This is a genomic window from Rhizobium leguminosarum, from assembly GCF_004123835.1.
In the GTDB taxonomy this organism is placed as follows: domain Bacteria; phylum Pseudomonadota; class Alphaproteobacteria; order Rhizobiales; family Rhizobiaceae; genus Rhizobium; species Rhizobium leguminosarum_M.
Window position 1 is genome coordinate 44,053 of sequence record NZ_MZMU01000015.1, and the last position, 24,578, is coordinate 68,630.

23 protein-coding genes are annotated in these 24,578 nt (G+C 61.4%); 8 read left to right on the forward strand and 15 right to left on the reverse strand.

The annotated features are described in order from the left end of the window. Window positions 1–24: 24 nt before the first annotated feature. Entirely contained in the window at window positions 25–2,013 is a 1,989-nt protein-coding gene (locus tag B5P46_RS22375) for a bifunctional 2',3'-cyclic-nucleotide 2'-phosphodiesterase/3'-nucleotidase (protein WP_129420652.1), read from the reverse strand. A 178-nt stretch (window positions 2,014–2,191) separates the two neighbouring features. Here B5P46_RS22375 and B5P46_RS22380 point away from each other — a divergent pair, with 178 nt between their 5' ends. Beyond that, window positions 2,192–2,914: a hypothetical protein gene (locus B5P46_RS22380; RefSeq protein WP_003538796.1), complete on the forward strand. Its 723-nt coding sequence runs from the start codon at window positions 2,192–2,194 to the stop codon at window positions 2,912–2,914. Here B5P46_RS22380 and B5P46_RS22385 read toward each other — a convergent pair. The 3 genes from B5P46_RS22385 to B5P46_RS22395 form a co-directional block, all read right to left on the reverse strand. Then, on the reverse strand, window positions 2,884–3,288 hold the full coding sequence (locus B5P46_RS22385; protein ID WP_129420653.1) for a PilZ domain-containing protein: 405 nt from the start codon (window positions 3,286–3,288) through the stop codon (window positions 2,884–2,886). The genes B5P46_RS22380 and B5P46_RS22385 overlap by 31 nt on opposite strands. Before the next feature lie 86 nt (window positions 3,289–3,374). Beyond that, a complete protein-coding gene (locus B5P46_RS22390) occupies window positions 3,375–4,256 on the reverse strand; it encodes a DMT family transporter (protein ID WP_129420654.1) in 882 nt (293 codons plus the stop codon). Between the two features lie 175 nt (window positions 4,257–4,431). Beyond that, entirely contained in the window at window positions 4,432–4,893 is a 462-nt protein-coding gene (locus B5P46_RS22395; protein WP_003538804.1) for an Lrp/AsnC family transcriptional regulator, read from the reverse strand. 156 nt (window positions 4,894–5,049) lie between these two features. Between B5P46_RS22395 and ald the strand changes: the two genes are divergently transcribed. Further along, the gene (gene ald, locus B5P46_RS22400; RefSeq protein ID WP_129420945.1) at window positions 5,050–6,168 is read left to right on the forward strand and encodes an alanine dehydrogenase; all 1,119 of its coding nucleotides are present in this window, start codon (window positions 5,050–5,052) and stop codon (window positions 6,166–6,168) included. A gap of 16 nt (window positions 6,169–6,184) precedes the next feature. Here ald and B5P46_RS22405 read toward each other — a convergent pair whose 3' ends face one another. Further along, entirely contained in the window at window positions 6,185–6,688 is a 504-nt protein-coding gene (locus B5P46_RS22405) for a DUF1203 domain-containing protein (protein WP_129420655.1), read from the reverse strand. Window positions 6,689–7,073: 385 nt separating this feature from the next. Here B5P46_RS22405 and B5P46_RS22410 point away from each other — a divergent pair, with 385 nt between their 5' ends. Further along, window positions 7,074–7,901, forward strand: a complete 828-nt coding sequence (locus B5P46_RS22410; protein ID WP_129420656.1) for a class I SAM-dependent methyltransferase — start codon at window positions 7,074–7,076, stop codon at window positions 7,899–7,901. A gap of 81 nt (window positions 7,902–7,982) precedes the next feature. Further along, window positions 7,983–8,150, forward strand: coding sequence for a hypothetical protein (locus B5P46_RS22415; RefSeq protein ID WP_003558735.1), 168 nt, complete (start codon window positions 7,983–7,985; stop codon window positions 8,148–8,150). A gap of 30 nt (window positions 8,151–8,180) precedes the next feature. On the opposite strand, the gene B5P46_RS22420 is transcribed toward B5P46_RS22415, so the two are convergent. Genes B5P46_RS22420 through B5P46_RS22435 form a run of 4 tightly spaced genes read right to left on the reverse strand, consistent with a single transcriptional unit; the run spans window position 8,181 to window position 11,416 of the window. Beyond that, window positions 8,181–8,741 (reverse strand): GNAT family N-acetyltransferase, encoded by a 561-nt coding sequence (locus B5P46_RS22420; RefSeq protein ID WP_129420657.1) that lies wholly within the window; start codon window positions 8,739–8,741, stop codon window positions 8,181–8,183. A gap of 5 nt (window positions 8,742–8,746) precedes the next feature. After that, entirely contained in the window at window positions 8,747–9,616 is an 870-nt protein-coding gene (gene sseA, locus B5P46_RS22425) for a 3-mercaptopyruvate sulfurtransferase (protein ID WP_129420658.1), read from the reverse strand. A gap of 18 nt (window positions 9,617–9,634) precedes the next feature. Further along, window positions 9,635–10,372 (reverse strand): alanyl-tRNA editing protein, encoded by a 738-nt coding sequence (locus tag B5P46_RS22430; protein WP_129420659.1) that lies wholly within the window; start codon window positions 10,370–10,372, stop codon window positions 9,635–9,637. Between the two features lie 6 nt (window positions 10,373–10,378). Next, the gene (locus tag B5P46_RS22435) at window positions 10,379–11,416 is read right to left on the reverse strand and encodes a cysteine synthase A (protein ID WP_129420660.1); all 1,038 of its coding nucleotides are present in this window, start codon (window positions 11,414–11,416) and stop codon (window positions 10,379–10,381) included. 226 nt (window positions 11,417–11,642) lie between these two features. Here B5P46_RS22435 and B5P46_RS22440 point away from each other — a divergent pair, with 226 nt between their 5' ends. Next, complete coding sequence (locus tag B5P46_RS22440) at window positions 11,643–12,302, forward strand: ChrR family anti-sigma-E factor (RefSeq protein ID WP_206735387.1); 660 nt, start codon at window positions 11,643–11,645, stop codon at window positions 12,300–12,302. Window positions 12,303–12,400: 98 nt separating this feature from the next. Beyond that, a complete protein-coding gene (locus tag B5P46_RS22445) occupies window positions 12,401–13,234 on the forward strand; it encodes an SDR family NAD(P)-dependent oxidoreductase (RefSeq protein ID WP_129420661.1) in 834 nt (277 codons plus the stop codon). Here the strand turns inward: B5P46_RS22445 and B5P46_RS22450 are convergent, their stop codons facing one another. Further along, a complete protein-coding gene (locus B5P46_RS22450; RefSeq protein WP_129420662.1) occupies window positions 13,235–14,494 on the reverse strand; it encodes an SAM-dependent methyltransferase in 1,260 nt (419 codons plus the stop codon). Window positions 14,495–14,954: 460 nt separating this feature from the next. On the opposite strand from B5P46_RS22450, the gene B5P46_RS22455 reads away from it, so the two are divergent. Both B5P46_RS22455 and B5P46_RS22460 read left to right on the forward strand, forming a co-directional pair. Further along, entirely contained in the window at window positions 14,955–15,272 is a 318-nt protein-coding gene (locus tag B5P46_RS22455; RefSeq protein ID WP_129420663.1) for a hypothetical protein, read from the forward strand. Window positions 15,273–15,387: 115 nt separating this feature from the next. Next, window positions 15,388–16,065, forward strand: a complete 678-nt coding sequence (locus B5P46_RS22460; protein ID WP_129420664.1) for an HAD family hydrolase — start codon at window positions 15,388–15,390, stop codon at window positions 16,063–16,065. 37 nt (window positions 16,066–16,102) lie between these two features. Here B5P46_RS22460 and B5P46_RS22465 read toward each other — a convergent pair whose 3' ends face one another. The 5 genes from B5P46_RS22465 to B5P46_RS22485 all read right to left on the reverse strand — a co-directional run bounded on the left by B5P46_RS22465 (window position 16,103) and on the right by B5P46_RS22485 (window position 24,573). Continuing rightward, entirely contained in the window at window positions 16,103–18,760 is a 2,658-nt protein-coding gene (locus B5P46_RS22465) for a nitrate reductase (RefSeq protein WP_129420665.1), read from the reverse strand. Beyond that, window positions 18,761–19,096 carry a nitrite reductase small subunit NirD gene (gene nirD, locus B5P46_RS22470; protein WP_017960132.1) on the reverse strand — a complete coding sequence of 112 codons (336 nt, stop codon included), beginning with the start codon at window positions 19,094–19,096 and terminating at the stop codon, window positions 18,761–18,763. A 4-nt stretch (window positions 19,097–19,100) separates the two neighbouring features. Further along, a complete protein-coding gene (gene nirB / locus B5P46_RS22475) occupies window positions 19,101–21,551 on the reverse strand; it encodes a nitrite reductase large subunit NirB (protein ID WP_129420666.1) in 2,451 nt (816 codons plus the stop codon). A 17-nt stretch (window positions 21,552–21,568) separates the two neighbouring features. Continuing rightward, on the reverse strand, window positions 21,569–22,810 hold the full coding sequence (locus B5P46_RS22480; protein ID WP_129420667.1) for an MFS transporter: 1,242 nt from the start codon (window positions 22,808–22,810) through the stop codon (window positions 21,569–21,571). A gap of 482 nt (window positions 22,811–23,292) precedes the next feature. Continuing rightward, window positions 23,293–24,573 (reverse strand): CmpA/NrtA family ABC transporter substrate-binding protein, encoded by a 1,281-nt coding sequence (locus tag B5P46_RS22485; protein WP_206735388.1) that lies wholly within the window; start codon window positions 24,571–24,573, stop codon window positions 23,293–23,295. Between the last annotated feature and the right edge of the window lie 5 nt (window positions 24,574–24,578).

Below are 24,578 nucleotides of genomic sequence, written 5' to 3' on the forward strand. Positions count from 1 at the left end.
GCCTTCGCTGATATTGTCCTCCGCCTAAAGAACCAGCCTGAATTTCGAGAAACCGTCGGCCCCTTCGCCGGCATCCTCGATCTTGACGCTCTTGACCTCGGCGAGGAACTGTTTTGCCTTCGGGCCGCTTTCGAAGGTCGCAGTCGTGCCCGGGAGCGGCTTGAAGGTCCAGTTGGCGTCGGCAGACGGATTGATCGTGCCTTGATCATGGACATAGCGGACGATGACGTCGCGGTTGGTATCCGGCGCCTGGAAGATCACCTTGTCCGCGGTGATTTCAGGGAAATTGCCGCCGCCGCCTGCGCGGTAGTTGTTCGAGACGACGACGAACTTCTGGGCCGGATCGATCGGCTTGCCATTGAAGGCGAGGTTCTGGATGCGGTTGGCGTCCGGATTGATTGGCTTGCCGGATGAATCATATTTCGGCGGCTGCGACAGGTCGATCTGGTAGGTGACGCCGTCGATCACGTCGAAATTGTAGGACGGAAAATCGTTGTTGAGCAGCGCCGCATCCTTCGAGCCGGCCTCGATGTGATTGAACATGCCGGCCGACATTTCGAGCCAATTCTTCACCTGGGCGCCGGTAATGGCGACAGCCTGCACCGTATTCGGGTAGAGATAGAGGTCGGCGACGTTCTTGATGGCGATATCGCCGGCCGGAACATCGGTATAGTAGTCGGCGCCGCCGCGACCGCCGGCCTTGAAGGGGGCAGCCGCTGAAAGCACCGGCAGGTCCTTGAATTCGGTGTCGGCGAGCATCTGCTTGATGTACCAGGTCTGGGCTTGGCTGACGACCTGCACCGAGGGATCGTCGGCGACCAGTGCGAAATAGGAATAGAGCGGTGCGGAGGTCTTGCCGACCGGGGTGCGGACATAGGCAAGCGTCGCCTCGTGCTCGGCCTTGGCGGCCTCGACCACCTCCTTCTTGTCGGCGAAGTCGGCAACCACCTTCTTCTTGTCGTCGCGATGGAAGATCGGCCGTGCTTCCGAGGTGAAATCGACGATCTTCCAGCTATTGCCGTCCTTTTCGAGCAGCAGGTCGATAAGGCCGAGATGCGAGCCCCAGAAGCCGGCCATCACGGCGGGTTTGCCGTGCAGCGTGCCCTTGACGGGATCGGCATTGGCCACACCGTCCCAGCTTTTCGGGCCGGGGAAGACGAGATGCTGGTGGCCGGTGAAGATCGCGTCGATCCCGTCGACGGCGGCGAGATGCAGTGAGGCGTTCTCCATCTTTTCGGACGGTGCGCTGCCGTCGATGCCGGAATGCGAGAGCGCAATGACGATATCGGCGCCGGCTTCCTTCATGGCTGGAACCCAGGCCTTGGCGGCCTCGACGATGTCGCGCGTCTGCGCCTTGCCTTCGAGGTTCTTGATGTCCCAGAGCATGATCTGCGGCGGCACGAAGCCGATGAAGCCGACCTTGACCGGGCTCTCATTGCCGGCGCCGTCCTTGATCTGCTTTTCGACGATGATGTAGGGCTTGAAGAAGAGATCGTCCTGCTTCGGGTCCGAGGCAAGCTGGCCCTTGGTCAGGTTGGCGCAGACGAAGGGGAAGTTTGCGCCTGCTAGGACCTTGAACATGAAGTCGAGGCCGTAGTTGAACTCGTGATTGCCGAGCGTGCCGACCGTATAGCCGAGCGTGTTCATCGCCTTGATCACCGGATGGACGTCGCCGTCCTTCATGCCGTGCTGATAGGCCATGTAATCGCCCATCGGATTGCCCTGCAGCACGTCGCCATTGTCTATCAGCAGCGAATTGACAGCCTCTGCGCGGATCGCGTCGATGATCGTCCCGGTGCGCGACAGGCCCATCGTGTCGTTCGGCTTGTCGGCATAATAGTCATAGGGGAAGACGTTGACGTGAATGTCGGTCGTTTCCATCAGCCTCAGATGCGCCTGGTTGGCGCTGGCGCGCGCGCTGAAAGGGTGCAGCAGCACCAGGGCGGAAGTGGCGGCGAGGCCGCCGAGCAGGGAACGGCGGCTCATCGCGCCAACATTGAAAATGGAAGACATGGAAATTCTCCTAATAGGGATCATGCATCGTCCGGCCCGTCAGAATTAGGACGATTTGCCGAGGAGTACACCGTGAAAATGACAGAACGGCAAAACAATCCAGCGGGAAAGCGGCATGGTCGTGAAATGCAATTTATGGTACAGTGGTAACAGCTGGAACCATTGGGGAGATGGGATTATGAACAAGGTCGTTATCGCTTTGGTCGGAGGTTTCGGAGGCATCGCACCCAGTCTGGTCGACAAGGCGCAGGCGCTCTACAGCGGCGATGTGGAGAAATGGCTGACGACGACGGCAAACCCTTGGATCTCGGTTGCCTGCGCGCTTGCCGCCATCGTCGTCTTCTTCATTATCGGCGGCGCTATCGCCCTGATCTATCGCGAACAGCAGTTGCAGAAGGCGCTTCTTCTTGGCATCGGCGCACCGGCTCTGATCATGGCCGCTGCACAGGGGAGTGCAGCCAACCCGAGGCCGATCGAGGTCAGCTCGGCCGCCAGCCTGTTCGGCATCGTCGGCGTCGCCCATGCTCAGGACGGCACTCGCTCGCTGCCGCCGCGGGTCGAGTTGAAGGTCAATCCCGGATGGACGCAGGGCGAATGCCAGACCTGCGATATCAAGTTCCTTGGTGGAGACGGCCAGATCATATCAAGCGAGCCGCTCTCCAGCAGCCAGGCGCCCGGCGCAGTTAACGTGCCGCTTGGCACGGAAACGATCCTGCTGTCCGGCGCCAACGCCAATACCGCCACGGTCAACGTCAGGGACCTCGGCGCCAGGCTGCCGCAGACGCAAGGCTCGGTCACCCTCGACGTCAACGTCAACCGCAGCTACTGGAACGATCTCAGCCGGTCATTCGGCGCAAAGGCCGTGCAGCCTTACGATTTCAGCGTCGACGTTGCCAAATGAGGTGTCCGGTCGCTATTGGCGCCGGCTTTGGCCAGTTGGCGTACCGCCAGCACCGGCCGTACCTCCTTATGGAAAAAGCGGAAATAGGAGGAGATCTGCGCCCGCGCATTCGAATTCACGTCGAACTGGATGCCGACGCGGCCATTATGCTTCCAGCGGATGATGCCTTCGAGCAGCCCGAGGTTTTCGGCCTCGATGCGCACCTTGCTGCCGGAAGCGGCATGGAGCGGCCCCTTCATCTCCAGGGCGGCACCGGTCAGCGATAGGTCGAGGATGCGGGCATCCACCTGGCTGTTCACGTATTTGACATGGCCGAAAACGCGGCAGTGTTTCCGATCGGTCTTCCGGGCCGTGATTTTCAAGTTGCGGGTCATACTGTCTCCCTTGGTATATAGCGAAGGAGCATAGCGCCGGAAAATTGAAATGGTTTTAGGGGCTTAGCTAAAATTGCAGTGAAACATCAATTGGCAGCAGCGGCCCTGCTTCCGACCACATGCTCCCGCCAGACCGTGAAGATCCCGGCGGCAACCACGATGATCGAACCGATGATCGTGTTGAGACTGAGCGTTTCGTCATAGACCGCCATGCCGATGATAGAGGCGTAGACAAGTGACAGATAGGTCAGCGGCTGCACGGCGGCGGCATCGAGAATATCATAGGCGCGGATCAGGAAATAATGGCTGGAAATGCTGGTGACGCAGACGAGCGCCATCCAACCCCAGTCACCCGGCGACATCCAGCTCCAGTAGAACGGTCCGATGAGCGTCATCGTGACGCCGCCGACGACGCCGGTATAGAAAAAGCTGGTCATCGATGAATCCTCGCGGCTGACCAGACGGGTGGCGATGACGTAGAAGGCGAAGTTGAAGCAGGAAATGACGGCGAGAAGCAGCTTCACGTCGAAAAATTCGCCTTCCGGCTTGAGGATCAGCAGCACCCCGAAAAGTCCGGCGCCGATCGCTGCCCACCGCCGCCACCCGACCCGCTCGCCGAGGATCGGCATCGCCAGCAGCGCGATCAAGATCGGCGTCGCGGAAAAGATCGCCTGTGAACGGGCAAGGCCGATCATTGCAAAGCAGGTGATCGCCAGTACCACCTGGACCGCAAGCAGCACGCCGCGGGTCACCTGCAGGAGAGGGCGTTTGGTGCGGGCCGTCGCCTTGATGCCGCCGCGCATCTTCGAAGCGAGGATGATCGTGAAAAGCGCAAAGGCCCAGTAGCGGATCATCGTCACGAAGATTGGCGGATAGGCCGTCGCCAGATGTTTCGAGACGGCATCCTGCAGGGAGAAGATGGTGATCGCCAGCAGCGCGAAAATATAGCCTTGGGTCTTCGATGTCATGACTTGCCATTACTGCATAATTTCACCCTTAAATCGGTTCCGATTTAAGGGTGAAATTATGCAGAAGTCCAAAGTGTTACAGCGCTGCGCGTCTGAAAAGACGCGCGGCGCTGTAGTGGGGAAACGCCTGCGCGCACCGAAAGTCTGGGCAGGCTTTCGGCTAAGATGCAAGGCCTCAAAGGCCGACATTCGGCTTGTCGATGATTTCTCTGAGCGCGAAGCTCGAATTGATCTTGACGACGTGGGGCAGGGCCGACAGCCAGTCGCGGTGGATGCGCTCATAGTCCTCGAGGTCGCGGGCGGCGACGCGCAAGATATAGTCGTATTCGCCCGACATCAGGTAACAGACGAGCACGTTCGGGCAGAGCTTCACCGCTGCCTCGAATTCCGCCAGCGTCTTGGCGAACTGGCCGGAGAGCGAGATATGCACGATGGCGATCATCTTGTAGTCAAGCGCCTTGTGTGAAAGCCGCGCATGGTAGCCGCCGATGACGCCGCTTCTTTCCAAGATGTCGAGCCGGCGCGAACAGGCCGAAGGCGACAATCCGATCCTTTCGGCAAGCTCGGCATTGGTGATGCGGGCGTTGGCCTGCAATGCCCGGAGAATCGCAAGATCGATGGTATCGAGATCGGCCATTCGAAGAACCTTCGAAGAAAGGTAGAAGAAGCGCAATAATCACCGAAAAATCGCGTCTTCGCAAATCGTCTTTGCAAGGACATTTCACTGTCTTGATGGTTGGATTCCTCATCCGAAAAGATCCGCGGCCGCGGAGATAAAATGAGAGGAACGCGCATGCGTGTCGGTTGCCCGAAGGAAATCAAGAATCATGAGTATCGCGTCGGCCTGACGCCGGCTTCAGTGCGCGAATATATCGCCCACGGCCACGAGGTCTGGGTGGAGACCAAGGCGGGCGTCGGTATCGGCGCTGATGATGCCGCCTATGCCGCGGCCGGTGCCAAAATCGCCGCCTCCGCCAAGGATATCTTCGAAAAGTGCGACATGATCGTCAAGGTGAAGGAGCCGCAGCCCGCCGAATGGGCACAGCTCCGCGACGGCCAGCTTCTCTACACCTATCTGCATCTGGCGCCGGATCCCGAACAGACCAAGGGTTTGCTCGCCTCCGGCGTTACTGCGATCGCCTATGAGACGGTGACCGACGAGCGCGGCGGTCTGCCGTTGCTGGCGCCGATGTCGGAGGTCGCCGGCCGCCTGTCGATCCAGGCAGGAGCGACCGCCCTGCAGAAGGCCAATGGCGGCCTCGGCGTCCTGCTCGGCGGCGTGCCCGGCGTGTTGCCGGCCAAGGTCGCGGTCATCGGCGGCGGCGTCGTCGGCCTGCATGCGGCCAGGATGGCCGCAGGCCTTGGCGCCGATGTCAGTATCCTCGACAAGTCGCTGCCGCGCCTGCGCCAGCTCGACGATATCTTCTCCGGCCGCATCCACACGCGTTATTCCAGCATCCAGGCGCTGGAGGAGGAAGTCTTCTCGGCCGATCTCATTATCGGCGCCGTGCTGATCCCGGGTGCTGCCGCTCCGAAGCTCGTCACCCGCGAGATGCTGTCCGGCATGAAGAAGGGCTCCGTCATCGTCGACGTCGCCATCGACCAGGGCGGTTGCTTCGAGACTTCGCATGCGACGACCCATTCCGATCCGACCTATGAAGTCGACGGCGTCGTGCATTATTGCGTCGCCAATATGCCGGGCGCCGTACCGGTCACCTCGGCGCACGCGCTGAACAATGCCACATTGGTTCATGGCCTGGCGCTTGCCGATCGCGGTCTGCGCGCTATTGCCGAAGACAAGCATCTGAGGAACGGCCTCAACGTCCACAAGGGCCGCATCACCAACAAGCCGGTCGCCGACGCGCTGGGTTACGAGGCCTTCGCGCCGGAGAGCGTGCTGAACGTAGCGTAAGCTACCTGACTCTAGGTTAGGCGCCGGCCTCAGCCAGGTCCGGCGCCTTTACCTTGTCGATCCGGCATTGGAAGCAGTTGTTGCGCGCGGAACGCACATGCACATAGGCGATATCAGATCGTCCCAGCAGCTCTTCTCCATAGGCTGGAATATCGCCGATAGCAGTCACCGCGCCGGTGCCGTAGACGATGCGGTCGTTCTCGCTATAGCCGCGGACGATGAAGTCACGGCTCGTCGTCAGCACCGGCGGCATGATCTCTTCGGCGGCATAACGTGCACAAGGCTGCTTGTGCAGGAAGACCGGGCCGGTTTCGGCATAGGGCTGCAGCTCGGGGAACGGCCGGTAGGCGAAGACTAGCAACTCCTCGCTGGCATCGATATTCTGAAGGCAATGGCGGCAGGGGTGGCCGGGACCATCGGAAACGATCGTGTCCGGCAGCCTGTCATAAGCGTCGCGGCCGCCAGTCCACAGATGTTCGGCCTCAGTGGTCGGCATGGCCACAAAACGAATGGCGGTCATGGCAAATCTCCTTGTGATTGCCATGAAATGCACCCGGACGAGTGTGCAAGCCACCCGATTCTTGCGACGCCGTAGGCATTGGGCGATCGAGTGAAACGCGGAATATGATTCTTCGCAAAGCGCACGCTCCCACCCCCTCTTAACCTCAGACACTGCGGAGTACGCCAAAAGTCGCCCCAAACGGGCTGAGCCCTGTCATGGACCAGCTTGCTTCTCGCGGTAGACTGTCGTCGTTCGATTGTGTCTCTCGTTGCCGCGCCGGGTATATTTGGCATCTTCATACCGTGATACACGATGGGGGCACATGTATGGGCCGCTGCTCGGTTTTGAGAGGGTGCGCCGGCTTGGGGCTGGTACCCCTCGCGATTTCGGTTTGGAGGGAGAGGTGATGGCCGAAGAAGCAGCATTGAACTTCGCGGACTTCTATGATGCCGAGCTTGCTCTCCACAACGCGCATTTTCGGGTCGCCGCCGCGGTCGGGCGGTCTGATCGTGTGCTCGATGTCGGTTGCGGCGCCGGACAAACCACACGTGACGCCGCTCGCGCTGCGGAAGCAGGACGGGCGCACGGAATCGACCTGTCCGTCACGATGCTGGAGATTGCCCGCCGGCGCAGCGCCGAGGAGGGATTACCCAATGCGACGTTCGAAGTGGCGGATGCACAGAACTATCACTTCGCAAAAGGGGAATTCGATCTTTGCATCAGTCGATTTGGCGTCATGTTCTTCGCCGATCCGGCGGTGGCTTTCGCCAATATCGCCAACGCCGTACGCCCGGGTGGACGTTTCATTTTCATGGTCTGGCAGGGCAGAGACCACAATGAGTGGGCGACCGCTATACATAAAGCGCTTGATCCGGATTCAACCGGTCCGGTTGCGGCCAGCAAAGCCTTTTCGCTGAGCGAACCCTTGGTAACGTCTGGACTGCTCGAAACGGCAGGGTTCACTGCCATCGAGTTTCGTGAAATCAACGAGCCTGTGTTCTACGGTCAGGATCCCGAGACTGCATTGGCGACGATTCAGACATTTGAAAATGTGAAGAGCGCCCTCGATCGTCCCGCCACGACAGCCCAAATACGAGCGCGGCTGCTCGACATGCTGGAGGCGCACCAGACACCCCACGGAATTCAATTCGATTCGCGCGCATGGCTGATCACCGGCCGCCGGTACGGCGACAGTCCCCCGTGCGTTATTGGTGATTTCCGCTCAGCGTGAATGTCAGCTTTGGGCCAAGCCGACATGGCTGGCATTTGCTATCGGATTCCGCAAAACTGCATGACGAAAAGGAAAAAGCCCATGCCCGACATCGATCTCGCGCTGCTGGCGCAACAGAACGCAGAAATACTGGAAGAGCTCAGGGCTCTGCGGCGGGAGGTGGCGGAACTGAAGGAACAGTCGGGCCGCACGCTCGACTTCGAGCGCCGCAACGACCCGCGCCGCCCGAACAGCCTGACGCAGCGTTAACCAGCTCTGCCTACGTCAGGAAGGCATCCGTCAGCTTTTCCGCACAATCTCCAGAAGCTCCTTGTCGCTGAGCGGCCGGACGATGCCGGTGCCGGTCGAAACCGGGGAGAAGCCGTACATTTGGTAGAGCTGCAGCGCACGCGGATGGTCGAGGTTGTTGGTGGTGGTGGTGACCCGCTTCGGATTGAGCGACCAGATGGCATAGAGCGCCTGCAGCAGGAACCATTTGCCGATGCCGAGACCGAGCGCATGTTCGATCAGGCCGAAATGGCTGAGCTCGATCATATCCTCGTCTTCGCAGAAATATTCGTAGAAGCCGGCGGGCGCCCCGTTCACATAGAGAACGCTGATATTGTTGCGCTTGTCGTTCAGAGTCTCGGCAAGCTGCTCGTCGCTCATGCGCAACCGGTCCACCCATTGCCAGCGCGCGCCGACCTGCCGGTAGAGATAGCGGTAGAAGGGCAATGGGATCTCGGGAGCGCGCATGATCGCCGTCTGGATATTGACAGGCACCGGCATGCTTGCCTTTGGCGGCGCCGTCATTTCGAGCCGGGTGATGTGAGCTTTCAGCGAAGCGGGTGCCTTTCCCATGGCGATCAGACTTTGACCGGCGTCGGCGGACCGGTGACGATGGGTGTATCGTCACGGCTGCCCCATTCGCTCCACGAGCCGTCATAAAGCTTGTTGTCGTGATGACCGAGCGATTCCAGCGCCAGCGTGATGATCGCGGCGGTGATTCCCGAACCGCAGGAGGTGACGACAGGCTTTGAAAGATCGATGCCTGCATCCTCGATCGTCTGCCTGAGTTCGGGCAGCGACTTGAAACGGCCCTGGCTGGCGAAGACGCCAGAGGGCAGGCTGCAGGCGCCCGGCATATGGCCGGAACGCATGCCGGCGCGCGGCTCCGGCTCGACGGCGGCAAAGCGGCCGGCGCTGCGGGCATCGGCAATCTGCATCGCACCGCTGGAGACGATGTCGCGCATCGTATCGAGCGTCACCACGCGGCTCTCGTCGAAATTCGGCGTGAAGGTCGCCGGCGCAGGATTGGGCGCTTCGGTTTCAAGCGGACGGCCCTCGGCCTTCCAGCCGTCGAGACCGCCATCGAGCACGAAGACATTTTTCGCCCCCATCACCCGGAACAGCCACCAGACGCGCGGCGAGGCGAACAGGCCGATGCCGTCATAGACGACGATCCGATCATTCTCGCTGATGCCGAGCCGGCCGACTTCGGCAGCGAAATAGTCGGGCGATGGGATCGTATGCGGCAGCGACGTCGAGTGGTCGGCGATCTTGTCCTGGTCGAAGCGGATGGCGCCGGGAATATGGCCGGCCGCATATTCAGCATCGGCATCGCGCTTCTGCGCCGGCAGATAGAAGGAGGCGTCCAGCACCCGCAGGTCAGCTTTCCCGAGCTCGGACTGCAGCCAGTCGGCCGAAACGACGAAACGGCTCTTGGTCTCACTCATGATGGTCTCCCTTGATGGTCAGGCTTCGTCGCCGGGCGTGCCGAAGCGGATGCGGAAGCGGCGGTTTTCCTTGCCCTTCTTCTCGATCTTGGCGATATGGATCTGCCCGACTTCCTGGGTCTCGGAGACATGTGTGCCGCCGCAGGGCTGGCTGTCAATCGAGGAGTTCTCGCCGATGCAGACGAGGCTGACGCGCCCGAGCCCCATCGGCGGGCGGACGTTCTTCGATTTGACGATGTCGGGATTGGCCGCAAGTTCCTCATCGGTGATCCATTGCAGGGTGACCGGATGGTTCTGGCCGACGAGTTCCATCAGCTTGACGGTCACTTCGTCCTTGTCGATCGTCTCGATCATGTCGAAGTCGACGCGGCTTTCCTCCTCGCCGACGGCAGCCCCGGTGATCGGATAGGAGCAGACGACGGAAAGCAAGTGGCAGGCCGTGTGCATGCGCATCAGCCTGTAGCGGCGCGGCCAGTCGACATGCAGCACCAAGTTCTCGCCGACCACGGGCCGCGGCGCACCTTCGAGCGGCACGTGGATGATGACATCCTTGCTCGGACCATGTTTCGTCTGGCCGAGCGCGATCTTGCTGCCGTCAGCGCGCTCGAGCTCTCCGGTGTCTCCGGGCTGGCCGCCTGATGTGGCATAGAAGCAGGTCTGGTCCAGTTCGATGCCCCCGTCTTCGTGAACGGCGGTGACGACCGCCTCGCACGTCGAGAGATAGAAGTCGTCACGATAAAGGGCATTGACGGGCATGGCGTCTCACACAGGCTCGTAGGGAACGCGGATATCGGGCGACTTGGCCATCCAGCCCGGAACGGGCAGCCCCTTCGACGTCAGGAAATCCGGGTTGAAGAGCTTAGACTGATAGCGGTTGCCGTAATCGCAGAGGATCGTCACCACCGTGTGACCAGGCCCGAGATCCCGGGCGAGATTGACCGCGCCGGCAATGTTGATCGCTGTCGAGCCGCCGAGGCAGAGGCCCTCGTTCTCGACGAGGTCGAAGAGATAAGGCAGCGCTTCGGCATCCGAGATCCGATAGGCATAGTCAGGCGTGAAACCCTCGAGATTGGCGGTGACGCGGCCCTGGCCGATGCCCTCGGTGATCGAGGATCCCTCGGATTTCAGCGCGCCGTTCTGGTAGAATTCATAGAGTGCGGCGCCATCGGGATCGGCGATGCCGATCTTGACGTCTGCCTTGAAAGCCTTGAGGCCGGCGGCGACACCTGCCAGCGTGCCGCCGGAGCCGACCGAGCAAATGAAGCCATCGACCTTGCCGTCGGTGTCTTTCCAGATTTCTTTTGCCGTCGTTTCGACATGCGCCTGGCGGTTGGCGACGTTATCGAACTGGTTTGCCCAGATCGCCCCGTTCGGCTCGGTCTTCGCCAGCTGCTCTGCCAGCCGCCCGGATACCTTCACGTAATTGTTCGGGTTCTTGTAGGGAACGGCGGGCACTTCGACGAGTTCGGCGCCGAGCAGCTTCAGCGCGTCCTTCTTTTCCTGGCTCTGCGTTTCCGGGATGACGATGACGGTACGATAACCGAGCGCCTTGGCGACCAGCGTCAGCCCGATGCCGGTATTGCCGGCCGTTCCCTCGACGATGACGCCGCCCGGCCGAAGCAATCCCTTCCGCTCTGCGTCGCGGATGATGTAGAGCGCGGCGCGATCCTTGACCGACTGGCCGGGGTTCAGGAACTCCGCCTTGCCGAGAATGGTGCAGCCGGTCATCTCTGAGGCGCCCTTGAGTTTGATCAGGGGCGTGTTGCCGATGGCTTCGAGGACGGAGGGGTGGAAGGTCATGGAATCTGCCTCTATTCGAACTCTTACTTTAGGAACGGTCTTTTCCCTTCACAAGGCTGAGTTGGCAAGAAATGCTATTCCACGCCTCCGTCGGACACGACAAAATTTGCTTTCCTCTCCCTGAAATGGTGCATGGCCCGCAATCCCGTCGGGTGAGGGGTGATCCGAAGATTGACTTTCCCCGTACGGATGACGACAAAGCGAAAACGGAGCGCGGCTACAGGGCGTGACCGAAACCGACATGGTTCACGAGCAGATCGACACGATCGATGCATTGATGGCGCATTATGTTGCCGGCTCCTTGCCCGAGCCGGCGCGTGTGCTGGTGCAGTCTCATCTCGAAATGAAACCGGACAATCGCAGCCTGGTGAACAGCCTCGAGCTGCTGGCAGGCGAAGCTCTGGAAAGCGCGCCTGAAGTCGCCATTGCCGATCGCGACGGGCGGCTTGCGGCGATCTTTTCCTCTGCGTCTCCCGTCCCGGTGCCACGGACGGTCGAGCGACCGGAAAACGCGCTGTTTCCGCAAGCATTGCGCGCCCTCTTGGGCTTCGAAGCCGAGGATGTGCCCTGGCGCCGGCGGTTGCCCGGTTTCAAGGAATACTCGCTCGACATGGACGGCTGCGAGGTCAGCCTGATGTGGATCCGGCCTGGCCGTGCCTTGCCGGCGCACACCCACAAAGGCATGGAACTGATCCTCATTCTCGACGGCGCCTTCAACGATGAACGCGGCCGTTTCGGCCCCGGCGACATCTCCATTGCCGACGAGACGGTCGACCACCGGCCGGTCGCCGAAAAGGACCGGCCTTGCATCGCCTTTGCCGTCTCGGACGGACCGGTCAAGCTCACCGGATCCTTCCGCCAGATGATCGGCGACCTGATCGGCTGAAAGCAGCCACAATAGTGTGATAGAGCCGTAAATCCGGAGGGGTTGAGGAACTTCCGGACCTGTTTTCGCATTGATCAGGCAGCCCGGAGGAACATGTCATGCGTGATTTCATTGCCCATCCCGAACATGGAATCGTCTGGATTTCGGGTGCGAGTTCAGGCATCGGCCGGGCGCTTGCGCTGAGGCTCGCCGGCGAAGGATACAAGGTCGCCGTCACCGCCAGAAGCCACGAAAAGCTGGTCGAACTGCAGGCCGAAGCCAATGGCCTCTCGGGCCGTATCATTGTGCTCGACGGCGACGTTACCGATGCCGAGGACATGGAACATGTCATGGCCTCTATTGAATATGAGCACGGCACGCTCGCCATGGCGATCCTCAATGCCGGCGTCTACCTGCCTGTTCATGCCGAGGATCTGAACCGCACCGATTTCGAGAAGAGCTTTGCCGTGAACCTCTCTGGCGTCGTCAACTGTCTGCTGCCGGCGATCCGCCATATGAAGGCGAAAGCGCAGGGACAGATCGCCATCGTTTCCTCCGTCACCGGCTATGGCGGCCTGCCGACTGGGGCTGCCTATGGCGCTACCAAGGCGGCACTGATCAATATGGCCGAAAGCCTGAAATTCGATCTCGACAAGATGGGCATCCGCATCCAGCTCGTCTGCCCGGGCTTCGTCGATACGCCGGCAACGAGGAAGAATGGCTTTCCGATGCCGGCTCTGGTATCGGTGGAGGAGGCCGCCCGGGAGATTGCCGCCGGGCTGAAATCGCAGGCCTTCGAGATCACGTTTCCGAAGCGCTTCACCACCATGCTGAAGCTCGCGCGCCTGCTCCCCTATAGCCTTTATTTCACGCTGGTGAACCGCGTGACCGGCTGGCGGGAGCGGCCGCCATCGGCTGGTCGCCACCCGGTGACACCGCATGCGGCGGAATGATCAACGGCGCGAGAACACGACCTGGCGCACATCGATATTGCGGGCACGGAAGCCGGCCTCGCAATAGAACAGATAGAATTCCCATAGCCGCTTGAAACGTTCGTCGAAGCCCATCGGGCGGATGCGTTCCCAGACCGACCAGAAACGCTCGCGCCATTCGGCGAGCGTGCGGGCGTAGTCGAGCCCGAAGCCGAAGTCCTTGACCAGCGACAGATCGACCTTGCCGGCGAGTTCGGCCAGATGGTTGCGCGTCGGCAGCATGCCGCCGGGAAAGACATATTTCTGGATGAAGTCAGGGTTGCTGCGATACTGGTCGAAGGACTCGTCCTTGATCGTGATGATCTGCAGGCCGGCCTTGCCGCCCGGCTTCAGACATTGCCTGAGCTTGGAGAAATAGGACGGCCAGTATTTCTCGCCGACCGCTTCGAACATCTCGATCGAGACGATCCGGTCGTAGAGCCCTGCTTCATCGCGGTAATCCTGGAAGCGGAATTCCACGCGGTCGTCGAGGCCGGCCTTGTGGATGCGCTCCTCGGCAAAGGCGAGCTGCTCGCGGCTGATCGTCAGCCCCGTCACCTTGCAGTTCAGCTCGCTTGCCGCGAATTCAGCAAAACCGCCCCAGCCGCAGCCGATCTCCAGCACGTGGTCGCCGGGCTCGATGCCGGTCGCCTCGGCAAGCGCCCGGTATTTGGCATTCTGGGCCGATTGCAGATCGTTGGCGCCGGTCGAATAGAGTGCAGAAGAATAGGTCATGCTCGGATCGAGCCATTCCCTGTAGAAATCGTTGCCGAGATCGTAATGGGCGGAAATGTTGCGCTTCGAGCCGGTCTTGGTGTTGGTGTTCATCCAATGCCGGACGCGCTCGAACAGGCGGCCAAGACCGCCCTTGCCATGCGCATAGCTGTACGCGGCCTCGCCGTTGACGAGGAAGAGTTCGAGGAAGGCGGCGATGTCCGGGCTGTCCCAATCGCCGTCCATATAGGTTTCGGCGACCCCGATCGTGCCGCTCGTCAGCGCCCGATAGGCAAGGTTCCAATTGTTGAGGCTGAGCGCCGCCTTCGGCCCGGGCTGCTTGCCCTCGATCAGCAGCCTGCGGCCGTCGGGGAGGGTGACGGCAAGCGAACCGTGCTGCATGCGCAGAAGTCCGCGCAGCGCCAGCTTTGCCTTGAAGGGCAGCCCCTTCGCCATGCGGGACATGTTTTCGGCCGTCAGCGTCACCGCGTCACGAGCCAGCAGGTTCCAATCCTGCGCCTTGCTCATCTCTTCTCCTCCAGCATTTTCTTGCCGGTTGGGAAGGACGACGCACCCGTGCTGATATGCGCGGCCGCCCCCCGGCCATTACATCGAAAGCTACCGCATAATTCCTGAAATCGGAACAGATTTAGCAGTTCAAAATGTTACAGGGTCCGTTGCGCGGCGCGTGCGGCGCTGCCATGCCATTCCGCCGCGTCCGCAACCGGGCGGGGCGGCCGGACGCTGACTTCAGGCGGACACGCCGGACGCCTGACGGAGCGTGCCCTTCAGCTACAATTCCGCGTCCTTTGCCGGTGACCGCCTGATGGAATCATTGTTCCGAAATTTGCCGAAAACCTGCATTCAAGCCTCGCCGCATACCCGGCATGGTTATGCGTAAACCTTAACGGGCGATGTCGCTGGATCGGCGCCGGCGCATGCCCTACTTGCATGCGGAGATACTAAAAAACCGTGGCATGAGGCCGCTATGTTCATCTCCTTTCGCGAAGCCGCAGATCTCGGTCTCCAGATCGCACTTGCACTCACCTTGACGATGAGTGGCATGGCGGTCGCCTCCTACGCCGTCAGGAATGACAAGGCTAAAATTTCCGCAATCGACGTCAGCCGTCCCTCACTCTGGACCGCCGATCCGATGCGCGTCGATCCGGCTACGCAGGCCTACCTGCGCGCCGATGCTTCGGCCGCACTGGAACTCGCCGATGGTGCCGATGACCTCTGCCACGACCCGATCGGCCTCCGGCTTTCCTGCGACTTGATCGTCACCTCCGGTACTGCGGCTTTTTAGGTGAAGGCGGTCGGGAGGCGTCACCGCCATTCCCGAAAGCTTGCAAAATCCAATGATTTGCCGTTTCATCGCGATAGCGACCACCGTCCGACTCTTTCCCTGAAGGATCAGCCTTTTGTCTATGCCGATGCCCCGCGGCTTCGAGAAGCCCTATGCCGCCTTCCTGTTCGATATGGACGGCACCATCCTCAATTCGATCCGTGCGGCCGAGCGTGTATGGAGCGACTGGGCAAGGCGTCACGGGCTCGATGTCGCCACCTTTTTACCGAAGATGCATGGATCGCGCGGCATTGACACGATCACCCGGCTGAACCTGCCGGGAGTCGATCCCGAACATGAATCGAAGCTGGTGACCGAGGCCGAAATCGCCGATGTCAGCGACGTCGTTGCTATTCCCGGCGCGGCGACCTTTCTGAGTTCACTGCCCCCGGATCGCTGGGCGATCGTCACCTCCTCGCCGTTGCGCCTTGCTCACCGACGGCTGGAGGCCGCAGGCTTGCCGGTGCCGAAATTCATGGTGACGGCGGAGGATGTGAAGGTCGGAAAACCCGACCCGCAATGTTATATTCTGGGCGCCGAGCGCCTCGGCGTCAGCACCCAGGATTGCCTGGTGTTCGAGGATGTCGCAGCCGGCATTACCGCCGGCGAGGCGGCGGGTGCCGATGTCATGGTCATCACGACAACACATCACCAAAAGATGGAGACGCCGCACCCGACGCTTTCATCCTATGACGAGATCTCGGTCCGCATCTCCTCCGATCACAGGATGCTTATCGTCCCGAGCGCTGCCTGACAGCGCTCGGGCTGCGTCCTGCTCGCTTTTGCGCGATTCATTCCGCGGCTGCGGCAAGACAGCGATCGATGATGCTGCCGATTTCGCTGCGGCAGGAGCCGCAATTGGTTCCAGCGCTGGTTTCCTTGCCGACCGCCTCGATGCTGTGACATCCGCCGCGCACGGCAGCAGCGATCTGGTTGACCCCGACACTGAAGCAGGAGCAGACGGTTGCGCCTGGATCCGGCCTGCCTGCGCCGGGACGACCCGCGACGAGCGCAAAGCGTTTCCTGAGGTCGCCATGCGAGGCGGAGAGCTGTGAGATCGCCCAGTTGCGCGCGACAGCGACGGGCTCGCGTGCCAGAAACAGCGCCGCAAGCAGGACCTCGCCGTCGAAGAAGGCAAGCCTGAGGTCGCCCGATTGCCGGTCGGCATAACCAAGCGGTTCGATCTCGGCTGGAATGGCGAAAACCGCCCGGCACCAGGCCGTCCAGTCTTCGACGGTTTCGCCGAAGGCAAGCTCCAGCCGCCAGCCGCCGGCGGCTTTTGCCTGCGCCCAATAGGCGGCGTCGGGCGTGGCGGGTTTTGTGGCGCAGACGGCGAAACCGTAATGGGTGGCGCGGAAGGGCCGGACGGCGACGGCAACGTTCTTCGACGCCGGCTGACCGGAAATGGGATCGGTTATCGGCGCGACCACGGCGTCGATCCGTGCTCTTGCGGCGAATTGGTCGTTCCAGTGCATCGGCGCAAAGATGCCGCCGCGGGCTTGGCGATCGGTCACCAGCGCCCTGACGATTGCCTTGCCGTGCGGGCTGTCGATCTCGACCAGGCCCGCACTTGATATACCGGTCTCGATCGCGTCGCGCGGATGGATCTCGGCAAATGGTTCGGCGATATGGGCGGAAAGCCGCGCGCTCTTTCCTGTTCGCGTCATCGTATGCCATTGGTCGCGGATGCGACCGGTATTCAGCGTGAAGGGGTACTCGGCATTGGTGCGATCGGTTGCGGGTGGTTTGACCGCGACGAAGCGCGCCTTGCCATCGGGATGGAAGAAACCGCCCTCGGCGAAGAAGCGGGTGATGCTCGGTTCTGTCCCTGCCGCTTGCGGCCACTGGAAGGGCGACAGTTCGTCGTACGCCCCGCCGCTCATGCCGGCGCGCGCGCCGATGTCGAAGTCGCGGCTGCCGTTATTTTCGAAGGTGGAAAGCGCGGCGTGCTCGTCGAAGATTGCGGCCGGCGCATCAAAATCGAAGGCGGCGGCAAATCCCATGCGGCGTCCGACCTCCGCAAGCTGCCACCAGTCGGCCCTTGCATCGCCGGGGACGTCGAGAAACGGCCGCTGCCTTGAAATTCTCCGTTCGGAATTGGTGACGGTGCCATCCTTCTCGCCCCAGCCGAGCGAGGGCAGAAGCACATTTGCGTGCCGGGTCGTATCCGTCTCCTTCAGGATGTCCGATACGACGACGAAGGGACAGGCAGCGATCGCGCTTTCGACGCTGTCGGCATCCGGCATCGAGACGACGGGATTGGTGGCCATGATCCACAGCGCCTTGATGCGCCCGTCGGCCACGGCTTGGAACATGTCGACCGCCTTCAGGCCGGGCTTGGCGGCGATGACGGGCGAGTTCCAGAAGCGCTGCACGCGGTCGCGGTCCTCGGCATTCTCGATCGCCATATGGGCGGCAAGCATATTGGCGAGACCGCCGACCTCGCGCCCGCCCATGGCGTTCGGCTGGCCGGTCAGCGAAAACGGTCCCATGCCGGGGCGGCCGATGCGGCCGGTCGCCAAGTGGCAGTTGAGGATGGCATTGACCTTGTCGGTGCCGGAGGAGGATTGGTTGACGCCCTGGCTGTAGCAGGTCACGACCTTAGGCGTCGTCTCGAACAGGCGGAAGAACTCCCTGATCTGCATGGCGGGCAGGCCGGTCCGTTCCAGGAGATCGTTGATATCAAGCGCGGCGGCGGCCGCAAAAGCATCGCCGAAACCTTCGGTATGGGCGCCGATATAATTCTGGTCGATTGCCGGACTGGTCGCGAGATGGGCAAGCAGTCCCATGAACAGCGCAACGTCGCCGTCCGGACGGATGGCGAGATGCAGGTCGGCGATGTCGCATGTCATCGTGCGGCGCGGATCGATGACGACGATCCGCATGTTTGGCCGCGCCGTCTTTGCAGCGGCAAGCCGCTGGTAGATGACGGGATGACACCAGGCAAGGTTGGAGCCGGTCAGGACCACCAGATCCGCAAGCTCGATATCCTCATAGGTCCCGGGCACCGTATCGGCGCCGAAGGCGCGGCGATGCCCCGCCACGGAAGAGGACATGCAAAGCCTTGAATTGGTGTCGATATTGCCGGAGCCGATGAAGCCCTTCATCAGCTTGTTGGCGACATAGTAATCCTCGGTCAGCAACTGGCCCGAGACGTAGAAGGCAACGGCGTCAGGCCCGTGTTCGGCGATCGTTTCAGAAAAACGGCGGGCGACCAGATCAAGCGCCTCGTCCCAGCCGCTCCGTTTGCCTTCGATCTCGGGATGGAGAAGCCGGCCATCGAGATCGATGGTTTCGGCAAGGGCTAAACCCTTCGAGCAGAGCCGGCCGAAATTCGACGGATGCTCGGGATCTCCTTTGACGCTGACTGCGCCGGCCTCGTCGACCGTGGCGATTACGCCGCAGCCGACACCGCAATAGGGACAGGTGGTCTTGACCTCCGCCGCCATCTATTCCGCCGCCATCATCAGGCTTTCCAGAGCGATGAACAGCCTGCCGTCTTCGTTCAGCACCTGGATCGTCCGAACCTCGCCTTCATCGGCGCCGAGCGCCTTGCCTGTTTCCAGCGAGATCACCCAGTTGTGCAGCGGGCAGGTGACTGACTTGGCGTGGACGATGCCTTGGGAGAGCGGGCCGCCCTTGTGCGGGCAGTGATCCTCGATGGCGAAGACCTCGTTTTCGGCCGTGCGGAAGACGGCGATCTTGCCTTGCGGCGTCTTCACGCAGCGCGCCCCGCGCAGCGGGATGTCGGAGATGTCACCGATTGCGATCCAGTTCATGTCCATCTCCTTATTCTGCAGCCTGCGGATAGCCGATCGTCGCCATCGGCTTGAACTCATGCTTGTCCTTGCCGGAGACACGCTCCGACCAGGGGTCGACCTGGGCAAATTTCTGGGAGAAGACGAAGCGGTCGTAATAGGCTTTGCGCTTTTCGGCATCGCCCATGATCTGGCGGCGGATTTCCTCCAGGCCGATGCGCTTGGCCCATTTGTAGATGCGCTCGAGGTAGCGGGCCTGCTCGCGGTACATCTGCGTCAGGGCCACGATATACTCCAGCGCCTCATCCTCGGTCCGGACAAGACCAAGGACCTCCGTGCCCTTGATGTCGAGACCGGCCGCACCGGCGAAATGGATCTCGAAACCGGAATCCACGCAGATCACGCCGATGTCCTTGCAGGTTGCTTCCGCGCAGTTGCGCGGGCAGCCGGAGACGGCCATCTTCAATTTGGCTGGCGTCCAGGAGCCCCACATGAACCTTTCGATCCGGATGCCGAGACCGGTGGAATCCTGGGTGCCGAAGCGACACCAGTCCGAGCCGACACAGGTCTTCACGGTGCGCAGACCCTTGGCATAAGCCTGGCCGGAGACGAAGCCGGCCTTGCCGAGATCGGCCCAGACGGCGGGCAGGTCTTCCTTCTCGATGCCGAGCAGGTCGATACGCTGGCCGCCGGTGACCTTCACCATCGGGATCTCGAACTTGTCGACGACATCGGCGATGGCGCGCAGCTCGTTCGAATTGGTGACGCCGCCCCACATCCGCGGAACGACGGAATAGGTACCGTCCTTCTGGATGTTGGCATGCACGCGTTCATTGATGAACCGCGACTGGTAGTCGTCGGCATATTCGTCCGGCCAGTCGCAGACCAGGTAATAGTTGAGTGCCGGCCGACATTTGGCGCAGCCGCAGGAGGTCTTCCATTCGAGCTCCTGCATGACGGCAGGGATGCTTTTCAACCCCTTGGCCTTGATCAGCCGGCGAACGTCGTCATGGCCGAGTTCGGTGCAGGTGCACATCGGCTGTACCGCAGTCGGATTGTAGCTGTCGCCGAGCGTCAGCGCCATGAGTTGTTCGACGAGGCCGGTGCAGGAACCGCACGAGGCGGATGCCTTCGTGTGGGCGCGTACGTCGTCGAGCGACGTCAGCCCCTTGCCTGAAATCGTCGAAGTGATCTTGCCCTTGCATACGCCGTTGCAGCCACAAATCTCCGCGTCATCCGGCAAGGCTGCAACGGCCGCCATAGGGTCCAGCGGCGACCCTCCCTGATAGGCTTGTCCGAAGATCAGCGTCTCGCGCATCTCCGAAATATCGGTTGCCTTCTTCTTCAGGTCATTGAACCAGGCGCCATCGGCAGTTTCGCCGTAAAGTACGGTGCCGATGATCTTATTGTCCTTCAGCACTAGGCGCTTGTAGACGCCGGCGCTGGCATCGCGCAGCACGATCTCCTCGCGGTCGTCGCCATCGGCGAAGTCGCCGAGTGAATAAAGCTCGATGCCGGTGACCTTGAGCTTGGTCGGCGTATCCGCATGAACGAAGGCCGGCGAGCGATCGCCGGAGAGATGCGAGGCGGCGATACGGGCCATTTCATAGAGCGGCGCAACGAGGCCATAGACCATGCCGCCCACCTCGGCGCATTCGCCGAGCGCGAGAATATTGCCGTCCGAGGTCTGCATGCCGGCATCGACGACGATGCCGCGATTGACCGCAAGGCCGGCGTCCTTCGCCAGGCCGACACTGGGGCGAATACCGACGGCCATGACGACCAGCGTTGCCGGGATGATGCGGCCGTCGTCAAGCTCGATGCCCTCGACCTTGCCGTTGCCGACGATCGCCTTGGTATTGGCCTTGCAGATGACCTTGATGCCGCGTTCCTCGACCGCCTTCTGCAGAAGATATCCGGCGGCCGGGTCGAGCTGGCGCTCCATCAGCGTCGGCATGACGTGCAGGACGGTGACGTCCATGCCGCGCTGGGCAAGGCCGGCCGCTGCTTCCAGGCCAAGCAGGCCGCCGCCGATGACGACAGCCTTTTCGCGCGACTGGGCGGCAAGCAACATCGCCTGCACGTCGTCGAGATCCCGATAGGTGATGACACCGGGCAGATCCTTGCCGGGAACAGGGATGATGAAAGGCACGGAACCGGTTGCGATCACCAGCTTGTCGTAGCTTTCGGTGACGCCGTGGTCGGAGGTGACGGTCTTGGCGGCACGATCGATGTTGACGATCTTGTGGCCCTTGTAAAGCATGATCCCGTGCTTGATATACCAGCCGTCACCGTGAATGATGATCTGCTCGTAGTCCTTTTCTCCGGAGAGAACCGGCGACAGCATGATGCGGTCGTAATTGACGCGCGGCTCGGCATTGAAGATCGTAACTTCATAGCGTCCCGGCGCCTGCTCGAAGAGGTGCTCCAGCATGCGCCCGGGCGCCATGCCATTGCCGATGATGACGAGTTTTTCGGTCATATTTCCAGGTCCTTAGATCAGGTTGCAGCCACGGGCGCCGAATGCCCTTGGCGCGACAGTTGCTTTACGGACAGGTGCATCCAGATGAGAGAGATCACGACGATCGCGAAGAGCAGCAGGAAACAGCTGGACCAAAGGCCGGTCATGTCCTTGAGGAGGCCAAAGGCAATCGGAAGGATGAAGCCGCCAAGGCCGCCCATCATCCCGACGACACCGCCGACTGCGCCAACGTTTTCGGGGTAGTAGGCCGGAATGTGCTTGTAGACGGCGGCCTTGCCGAGGCTCATGAAGAAGCCGAGCACGAAGATGACGACGATGAAGATGACAGGGGTGATGGCAGTCGCCGGCAATGACAGGATGAGGGTGGCCACGGCCGACACGGCAAACATCGCGTACATGACGCTGCGTGCGCCCTTCTTGTCCGACAGCACGCCGCCGAAGGCGCGGAAGATGCTGCCGGGAATGGAATAGGCGGCCGCGATCATGCCGGCAGTTTCTAGGTTGAAGCCGTAGACGCCGACGAGGTAGCGCGGCAGCCACAGCGACAGGGCGACGAAGCCGCCGAAGGCGAAGAAATAGTAGAGCGAGAAGCGCCAGACCTGAACGTTCTGCAGCGGCGCGAATTCCTGCGCGAAACTCTTGGAAGCAGCGCGGCGTTCGCGGCGCAGACGAAAGGCCGGATCATCGGTCGTGGTGAACCAGAAGACGATTGCCATCAGCGCCAGACCGACGGCCCAGATCTCCGCAACCGCCTGCCAGCCCCATGCGATCAGCACGAAGGGGGCTGCGAATTTGGTCACGGCCGCGCCGACATTGCCGGCACCGAAGATGCCGAGCGCGGTTCCCTGCTTCTCCGCCGGGAAGAAAGGCGAGACATAGGCGACACCGACTGCGAAGGAGCCGCCGGCAAGGCCGACGCCGAGGCCGGCGATCAACATCTGCGTATAGGTCTGGGCGTAAGAGAGCAGAAAGGTCGCCAATGCGGCGGCCAGCATGGTGAGCGTGTAAACGAGACGGCCGCCGTAACGGCCCGTCCAGATGCCAAGAACGATGCGCACCAGCGAACCGGTGAGCACGGGGGTGCCGATCAGCAATCCGAACTCGGCCTCGTTCAGGCCGAGATCCTGCTTGATGCGAATGCCGATGATCGCGAAAATCGTCCAGACGGCAAAACAGAGGGTGAAGGCTACAGTGGAGATCCATAATGCCTTGGCTGGTTCGCCGGGGGACATGGGCTGTGATTTCTCGATGACAGACATAACTTCTCCGAGGCCCGACAAGGTCGTGCCGATCCATCGCTGAGGGTTAAAACAAAAAGCCGCTGCTCAGGACGCGCATACACAAGGTGCGCGAAATATCCTGATCAGCGGCTTTGCTGGTGGCGCCCGCCGTTGGACGCCGAATTCTTGGGCCTTCTAGCCCATTTGCCTGGAGGCGATCCGTTGGCCGGATTGCTCAAGCTAAAACCTACCTCTTCAATCCGAAGAGCAATCTCTGTGTCTGCCGTGAGCGTCTATCGCTGGCTCACTCTGCGCTGATCGCCATTGATCGGTGCTTTTAAAGATCATGCAAGCTGCGTGCCAGTTTGGCGATATACGTTCAAGTCACTGAATACAAATAATATTTTCCGAAATGCGCCGCCTGCTTGTTTTTCGGGCCGGCACCCGCTCATGCAAATATTTTGTGCGCTTGTCGTGAGGCGGGCAGATGCTTGCTGGCGTTTTGTGCAGGCCGGCATCGGTTAGACCTCGTCGTCGCAAACAAAGGCGAGGGCGCTTTTGACGGCAAAACCTGCGACATAATCCGGCAGCCTCGCCGGGTCGAAGACGTGGCCGTCCATGAAACGGTCGCCCTCGTCACCGCCCTCGATGCGGATATCGGCATCTTCAGGTGCGTTGTCGTCACCGAGAGCCGTGCGATAGAGATCCGGCCGGTAAGCGGATGCTGCGGCCCTTGCCATGTTGAGGCTAATCTCGGCCTGTCCCCAGCGGATCATCTGGCTGTAGATCCACAGCGCATGGCTTGGCCGGGGATAATTGGCGAAGCCGGAATGGAACATGAAATAATCGGCGATGATGCGGCGGTTACCCTTTGCATCGAGGCTGAATTCGCCGGCGAGCACACGGCGAATGATTTCGACGGGGGCAGCGATATAGCGCGGGTCGGCGAGAGCTTCCGCCAGCGTGTCGTGATTTTCCGGCCGATCGCACCACTGGGCTGCCGCGTCGAGGGCCACGATCAGCCTGGAAACGGTTTCCGGATGGCTTTCCGCCCAGTCCGGCCGCATGCCGATCACCTTTTCCGGTGCCGACGGCCAGATATCCTGTTTGGCGGCAACGATGCGGCCGACGCCGCGCTCCGAAGCGACCATGTTCCACGGCGCACCGACGCAGAAACCGTCGATCGCACCGGCTGCCAGCGCATCCGAAGTCATGGGCGGCGGCACGACCACGAGCTTGACATCCCTGTCGGGATCGATGCCGCCGGCTGCCAGCCAGTAGCGGAATTCGTAATTGTGGGAGGAGAAGGGGTAGGTGACCCCGAAAGTCGGCAGCGGCTCGCCGCGGGTCTTCATTGCCGCCAATGTTTTTGCCAGGGCGCCGGCATTGTCGAGCGCGCTTGCCGTTTCCGGCAATCCCGCGTCATTCCGCATCCTGTCGAAGAGCCGCGTCGACAGCGTGATCGCGTTGCCGCCGCGCCCCAGCGAAAATGGGGTGATCGTCGGTGAGGGATTGGAGCCGAGACCGAGCATGGAGGCGACGGGCATCGGCGACAGCATGTGGGCAATGTCGAACTGGCGGAATGCCAGGCGATCGCGCACATTCGCCCAGGAGACGTCCTTGACGAGATCGAGCGCCAGGCCTTCCTTCCGCGCGAAGCCGAATTCCGCCGCCGCAATCAGTACCGATGCATCGACCAGCGGAATGAAACCGGCCCGCAGCACTTTCGGTCCTTCGTTGTTCACCCGCACGGGTGAGGGCAGCTCGCCGCCGAAATTGGAGGTCGTTGTCATCATGTCCACTCCGG